Origin of the sequence: Streptomyces populi, from assembly GCF_002911015.1 — a bacterium.
GTDB classification, from domain to species: Bacteria; Actinomycetota; Actinomycetes; order Streptomycetales; family Streptomycetaceae; genus Streptomyces; species Streptomyces populi.
The window spans coordinates 23,965-30,003 of the sequence record NZ_KZ626940.1; the positions used below are offsets into that span (position 1 = coordinate 23,965).

A 6,039-nucleotide genomic window follows, 5' to 3' on the forward strand; every position below is an offset into this window, starting at 1 on the left:
GACTCCCGGACCGCCGCCCCGGTGTGGTCACGACGTGACGTCCTGCGGGTACCAGCGCAGTTCGACGGTGTTGCCGTCCGGGTCCTGGACGTAGACCGAAGTGGCGTCGCCCCGCGCGCCGTAGCGCTCCACGGGACCCTCGAGCACGGTGAAGGACCCCGACGCGATGACCTGGTCCCAGTCCAGCGGCTCCACGGTGAGGCAGATGTGGTCGACGTTGGACCCCTCAGGGGCATGGGCGACCAGGTCGATGATGGTCTCCGAGGTGACCCGCACCGACGGGAACGGGGCCCGGCCGCGCCGCCATTCGGCGACGCGTACGGGTTCCAGGCCGAGAAGTCCGGTGTAGAAGCCGAGGGACCGTTCGACGTCCTCGACCTTGAGGACCAGGTGGTCGAAGGCCTTCACGCGCAGGGTGGTCATGTCGTCTCCAGGGCGACGGCGTGGCGAAGCCACGCGCTGAACAGGGCGGGATCGATCTCGTCGGCGCGGCCGAGCTTCACCGAGGCCATCCGGCGTGCTCCGGCGACCAGCCGGCCCGATGGGTCGGGCACGTCCTGGCCGCGCCACAGGCCGAAGGTGACGTAGGACGTGTAGGCCTTGATCAGGCAGACCGGGGTCCGGCCCGGTTTGTCCCCGAGGCTCCAGGCGGGGTGGCCGTGCCACACCGCGCCGGAGCCTTCGGGAAGGACCGAGTCGATGACGTGCCTGGCCCGCTCCCCGATGTCGCGCAGTGGGCCGTCGAGCTCGTTCAGATAGGCGGTGATGTCCGCGGAAATCATGGGGTCCCCGTTCGGAAAGGGTGTGACAGGTGTGGTGGACCTGGCCGGCGGAGCCGGATACGGAGGTGTCGTGCGCTCGGTCGGCCGGGGACTGTTCGGCTTCTTCCCGCGGCCGGGTGGACGCCTTCCACGATCCGCCTCGGGGCGGACGCCATCAAGGCATGATTGCTGCACGGCCGTTGAGCAAGATTTAACGACGGGGGTTTCATGCTGGAACGACTGGAGATCGAGACGTTTCTGACGCTGGCCGAGGAACTGCACTTCGGCCGGACCGCCGCACGGCTGCAGATCACGACCGGGCGGGTCAGCCAGGTGATCAAGGCGCTGGAGCGCAGAATCGGCGGCCTGCTGTTCGAACGCACCAGCCGTTCCGTCCGGCTCACTCCGATCGGCCGGAGGCTGGCGGACGATCTGAGGCCCTTGGTCGCGGGGATGGAAGAGGCGCTGCGCAGGGCGGCCGACGCCGGCCGGGGGGTCACCGGAGAACTGCGGGTCGCTTTCCTCGGTGAGTGGACGGCGCCCGCGCTTCTCAGGGCGGTCGCACTGTTCGGCGAGCGGCACCCCGACTGCCGGGTCGACGTGCGGGAGGTACAGCTGTCCAACTCCCGGGCGAGTCTGCTGGACGGGTCGATCGACGTGCTGCTCGCCTCGTTCCCCTTCGACGGAATGGCCTGCGGACCCGCCCTGCTGCGGGAGCGACGGGTGCTGGCCGTCGCGGCGGGTCATCCGCTGGCCGGCGAGGAGCGGCTGTCCGTCGAGGTCCTCGCGGAGCATCCCGTGGTGCAGTACCCCCAGGTGACCTCGGCGGGGTTCAAGCAGGACCGCACACCGGACCGCACCCCCTCGGGCCGGCCCGTGCCGAAGGGACCGGTCGGCGGCTCGTTCTCCGAAATGCTGACCCTGGTCGCGATGGGCCGGGGCGTCCTCCCGGTCGGTGAACACTCACGGCAGTACTACCCCCGGCCCGATGTCGCCTACGTATCCCTTCACGACGCGCAGCCGATCGAACGGGGGCTGGTGTGGAGGGAGGGAAACACCACCGAGCGGCTGCGCGAGTTCGTGCGGGCGGCGACGGACGCGGCCGGCTCTTTCCACCCGTAGGCGTATCTGCCGGATCCACCGGCGGTTTCTCCAGGAAGACTGGGCGTATGACACCGACATCGATGAGCAAGGGCGCCAACCTTCCCGTCGACGCGCAGGAGGTGCGGGTCGTGCTCGGCTGGTCCGGAGGCCCCGGCGCACCGGACGCCGATGCATCGGCGCTGCTCCTCCGCGCGGACGGGCGGGTGCGCGACGACGGTGACTTCGTCTTCTACAACCAGCCCGAGCATGCCTCCGGTGCCGTGCGTCACCTGGGGAAGCGGCGGGAGGGAGAGAGGACGACGGACACCGTCGGGGTGGACCTGCGGGCCCTGGAGCCGGAGATCCAGCGGGTGGTCCTGGGCGCCTCCGCCGACGGGGGCACCTTCGGCCGGCTGGCGGATCTGCGACTGAGGCTGCTCGATGCCGGAACCGGTGAGGAGCTGGCGTTCTTCGAGATGGAGGCGACGACGGAGACGGCGTTCATCGGGGGCGAGCTGTATCTGCGGGGCGGTCGGTGGAAGTTCCGCGCGGTGGGCCAGGGATACGCCTCCGGGCTCGCGGGTCTGGCCACCGACTTCGGGATCAGTGTGGACGAGGAGCCGGGTACCTCCGGGAGCACGGACGCGAGAAGCACGGCCGCCGGGGCCACCTCGTCGGCACCGGCGCCCCCGCCGGTTCCCACGTTCCCGGCCGCGTCCGTACCCCCGGCACCGCCATCGGCACCGGTGCCCCAGTGGGCCCCCGCGCCCCCGTCTGCTCCGATCCCCCCGGCCATGCCCGTCCCCTCGGCGCCGCCCGTGCCCCCGGCCCCCGGAGGGGCTCCTCGTCTCGTCAAGGGCGAGGAGCGGCTACCTGTGGACATGCGCAAGCGGCTCTCCCTGCGCAAGGAGCAGGTGGCGGTCAGCCTGCGCAAGCACGGGGCGGTGGGCATCAGAGCCCGCGTCGTCCTGGTTCTGGACGCCTCCGGGTCGATGTCGTTCCTGTACTCCAAGGGCGTCGTGGCCGATGTGGTGGAGCGGATGGCCGCGGTGGCGGCCCAGATGGACGACGACGGAGAGATGCAGGCGTGGACTTTCGCGTCGAACCCGGCCCGGCTGCCGGACCTCTCCCTGGGGGATCTGCCGGAATGGCTGGAGCGGCACGTCCGGGTCGGTGAACTGACCCTGTTCCGGCGGAAGAAGCCGAAGAAGGGTCTGCTGCCGGGCCAGGTGGACATGCGGGCGGTCGGGATCCAGAACGAGGAGCAGAAGGTGATCGCCGAGGTCCGGGCGTATGTCCGCGAGCACCCGGCCGCCGATCCCACGCTGGTGCTCTTCTTCTCCGACGGGGGTGTCTACCGCAACAAGGAGATCGAGAAGGAGCTGCGGGAGGCGGTGGAGGAGCCGGTCTTCTGGCAGTTCGTCGGACTGGGGCGCTCCGACTACGGCGTGCTGGAGCGGTTCGACACCCTGCCGGGCCGACGCGTCGACAACGTGGGCTTCTTCGCGGTCGACGACATCGCCGACGTACCGGATCCGGAACTCTACGACCGGTTGCTGTCCGAGTTCCCGTCGTGGACGAGGGAGGCACGGCGGCTGGGCATCGTCTGAGGACGGCCCGAGGACGGTCGACGACGTCCGCAGGACGCTCCGGCGGCCGTTCACAGGACCGGCCGCACCGCGACCGTGCCGCGACGGACCGGCGGTTCCCGCGGGCAGCCTCGCGCCGTGACCGTACGGGACCTGCCCGTGGCCGCCGGCAAGGCCGCACCGGCAGCGGTGTACGGGCCCGCGCACCCGCGCGGGCCCTCTCCCGCCGAGAGCCCGGCCGTCGGCCGGCCGGGTCACTCGGGCTGGTGTTCAGGTCCCCCGAAGTCCGGACTGGTGAAGTCCGGGCTGGAGAAGCTCGGGCGCGGGCCGGCCGCGGGTCCGCCCTCGGGGCTGCTGAACCCCGGGCGGCCGTAACCGAGGTGGGGTATGCGGCTGGGGGCCGGTGCGGGGCGGTCCAGTGCCGCCGAGTCCGGGTCCGAGAGGGCTTCCCGGAGGAACGGCAGGATGCCGCGCTCCAGCAGGGCATCACGCCAGGCTTCCTTGGCCCGGGTGACCTGTTCGGCCAGCTCGTCGCCCGCTCCGGCCCGCAGGGAGGACGAACTGTTGCGCAGCGCGGTCAGCAGGAGTCCCGCCGCGGCGACCAGGATGGCGGCCGCCGTGACCGCGCCGAAGACCCATCCGGTGGTCAGGAGGGTTCGGGCGATGGTCGGCTCGGGGTCGAGCATCCTCAGGACGTAGCCCACGAGCAGGAATATCGCCGCTGCCGTCCCGGCGAGGACGGGGGCGAGCACCGCGACGACGGCGACCGCGCCGGCACCGGCGGTCTCGGTGACCTCCCCCACGGTGGTGGCGAGCCCCATCGCGGTCGTGCCCGGTTCCGTGGAACCGGTCTCCTCGCTCATGACCGGGGCGGGCCGCACCGGTCGGCGCAGTTCGCTGCGGACCTTCACATAGTGCGTGTACTCGTCCGACGCGGCCGTCGTGATGAGGGCCGTGGCGTTGAGCGCCATGGTGCGCAGTTGTTCGAGATTGAGCCGCTGGCCGACAGCGGCGAGTTCCGGGCGGTGTGGTGCGGAGCGCAGCGCCTCGTCGAGGATCCGCTCGTACTCCTGGCGGTCCTCGCTCAACAGGTGCTGCGGAACGCTGTTCATCTGCATCCCCCGATGCTCCGTAGGGCTGATGGCTCGCACGCTGACGAGCCGTTGGGCAGAAACGGAGGGGAGCCTGCTACGGATAAGCCGATGGTAGAGCGGTGACGGCACGCCGTGACAGGGGGTTTCCAGAAATTGGCCCCCTGTCCGGAGCGGTCCGCCCGTCGGACGCCTGCCCGGCGAACGCTCAGATGTCCAGCGGAAGTTGTTGGACCAGCAGCTTTCCGGCCATGGTCACTCCGCCGTCCATCGCGATGGCCAGCCCGTCGGCGTAGACGTGCGGTCCTTCGATCACCGGACCCGCTCCGGCCTCACCGTCCTCCGGGAGCACTTCGCCCAGCAGGTACGGGATGGGGCTGTGGCCGTGGACGACGCGCGTGCCGCCGTACGCGCCGAGCAGTTCGCGGACCGCCTCCGCGCCCTCGTCGCGGAACGCGAAGCGCCGGGTGAACTTGCGGAAGAGGTCCCAGCAGTCCTCGGCGTCGTTGCGGGTGAGGGTTTCGCGGACGGTGTCGTTGACCGCTTCGATGGAGTCGCCGTAGTCGAGGTAGGCGGTGGTGTCGGAGTGCACCAGGAGGTGTCCGTCCACCAGCTCCATGGCGTCCAGGCGGGCCATCCACTGCAGGTGGTGGTCCTGGAGGCGGTCCATGTCCGTCTTCTGGCCGCCGTTGAGCAGCCAGGCGGCCTGGAAGGTGGCGGTGCCCGCGCCGGAGCTGACGGGGGTGTCGCCGAACCGCTTGGCGCCGAGCAGCAGCAGCTCGTGGTTGCCCATGAGCGCCTTGCAGTAGCCGCCGGCCGCGGCCGCCTCCGCGGACAGCCGCATCACGAGATCGATCACGCCGATGCCGTCCGGGCCGCGGTCGGTGAAGTCGCCGAGGAACCACAGGCGCGAGGTGCCGGCCGACCAGCTGCCCGCGGCGTCGACCAGGCCCTTGGCCTGGAGCGCGGCGAGGAGCTGGTCGAGGTAGCCGTGCACGTCCCCGACGACGTACAGGGCGCCGGGGCCGGCGCCGGGTGCCGGGGCGGGCGCTCCCGAGGGGTCGACGACGACCTGCTGGGTGTCGCCCCGGTTGATGACCGGCAGATCACGCTGCGTGGGCGTGTACCCCTCGGAGAACTCTCCCGGGAACTCCGACGGAGACTCCCCGGACATGTACGGGTTGGGCTCCCCCGACGCGTACCGTTCAGTCCCCCCGACGGGTCCGGCGCCCTCGCCGTGAGGCGTGTTCTGCGCATACGGACCGGTCTCGTGGACGTACCCGGGTACTCGGAAGTCGCGCAACGTCGCCGTCCGCACCACCTCGGGTCCCTGACCGGCCCCCTGAGTCATCGACCCCTCCACCACCATCGCGCCGCATCTGCACCGGTTCGGACTGCCTGGTCGCAGCGGCCCGCGGTGTCGTCCGCCCATCATAGGAATGCGGATCGCGCCATGTGATGACCCAGGGGTGGTGAATCGGAACAGGAGTCCAGTTCACCGCGGCTTTCGCCCGA

General features: G+C 71.0%; 6 protein-coding genes. 2 read left to right on the plus strand and 4 right to left on the minus strand.

Annotated features, from left to right (window positions below):
* Nucleotides 1-27 precede the first annotated feature (27 nt).
* Nucleotides 28-423, minus strand: a complete 396-nt coding sequence (locus CW362_RS33830) for a VOC family protein (RefSeq protein ID WP_103553433.1) — start codon at nt 421-423, stop codon at nt 28-30.
* Nucleotides 420-782, minus strand: coding sequence for a DUF1801 domain-containing protein (locus CW362_RS33835; protein ID WP_103553434.1), 363 nt, complete (start codon nt 780-782; stop codon nt 420-422). Before CW362_RS33835 ends, CW362_RS33830 begins: the two co-directional genes overlap by 4 nt.
* Nucleotides 783-989: 207 nt before the next feature.
* On the opposite strand from CW362_RS33835, the gene CW362_RS33840 reads away from it, so the two are divergent.
* Nucleotides 990-1,883, plus strand: coding sequence for a LysR family transcriptional regulator (locus tag CW362_RS33840; protein ID WP_103553435.1), 894 nt, complete (start codon nt 990-992; stop codon nt 1,881-1,883).
* 47 nt (nt 1,884-1,930) lie between these two features.
* Nucleotides 1,931-3,454, plus strand: a complete 1,524-nt coding sequence (locus CW362_RS33845) for a VWA domain-containing protein (protein ID WP_103553436.1) — start codon at nt 1,931-1,933, stop codon at nt 3,452-3,454.
* 233 nt (nt 3,455-3,687) lie between these two features.
* On the opposite strand, the gene CW362_RS33850 is transcribed toward CW362_RS33845, so the two are convergent.
* Together CW362_RS33850 and CW362_RS33855 are read right to left on the minus strand one after the other, a co-directional pair.
* The gene (locus CW362_RS33850; RefSeq protein WP_103553437.1) at nt 3,688-4,551 is read right to left on the minus strand and encodes a hypothetical protein; all 864 of its coding nucleotides are present in this window, start codon (nt 4,549-4,551) and stop codon (nt 3,688-3,690) included.
* A 181-nt stretch (nt 4,552-4,732) separates the two neighbouring features.
* A complete protein-coding gene (locus tag CW362_RS33855) occupies nt 4,733-5,875 on the minus strand; it encodes a metallophosphoesterase (RefSeq protein ID WP_103553438.1) in 1,143 nt (380 codons plus the stop codon).
* Nucleotides 5,876-6,039 lie beyond the last annotated feature (164 nt).

What these genes read in the sequence shown, in the direction of transcription:
- CW362_RS33830 (WP_103553433.1), bottom strand. Translation starts at nt 423, where the DNA reads ATGACCACCCTGCGCGTGAAGGCCTTCGACCACCTGGTCCTCAAGGTC.
- CW362_RS33850 (WP_103553437.1), bottom strand. Translation starts at nt 4,551, where the DNA reads ATGCAGATGAACAGCGTTCCGCAGCACCTGTTGAGCGAGGACCGCCAG.
- CW362_RS33835 (WP_103553434.1), bottom strand. Translation starts at nt 782, where the DNA reads ATGATTTCCGCGGACATCACCGCCTATCTGAACGAGCTCGACGGCCCA.
- CW362_RS33840 (WP_103553435.1), top strand. Translation starts at nt 990, where the DNA reads ATGCTGGAACGACTGGAGATCGAGACGTTTCTGACGCTGGCCGAGGAA.
- CW362_RS33855 (WP_103553438.1), bottom strand. Translation starts at nt 5,875, where the DNA reads ATGACTCAGGGGGCCGGTCAGGGACCCGAGGTGGTGCGGACGGCGACG.
- CW362_RS33845 (WP_103553436.1), top strand. Translation starts at nt 1,931, where the DNA reads ATGACACCGACATCGATGAGCAAGGGCGCCAACCTTCCCGTCGACGCG.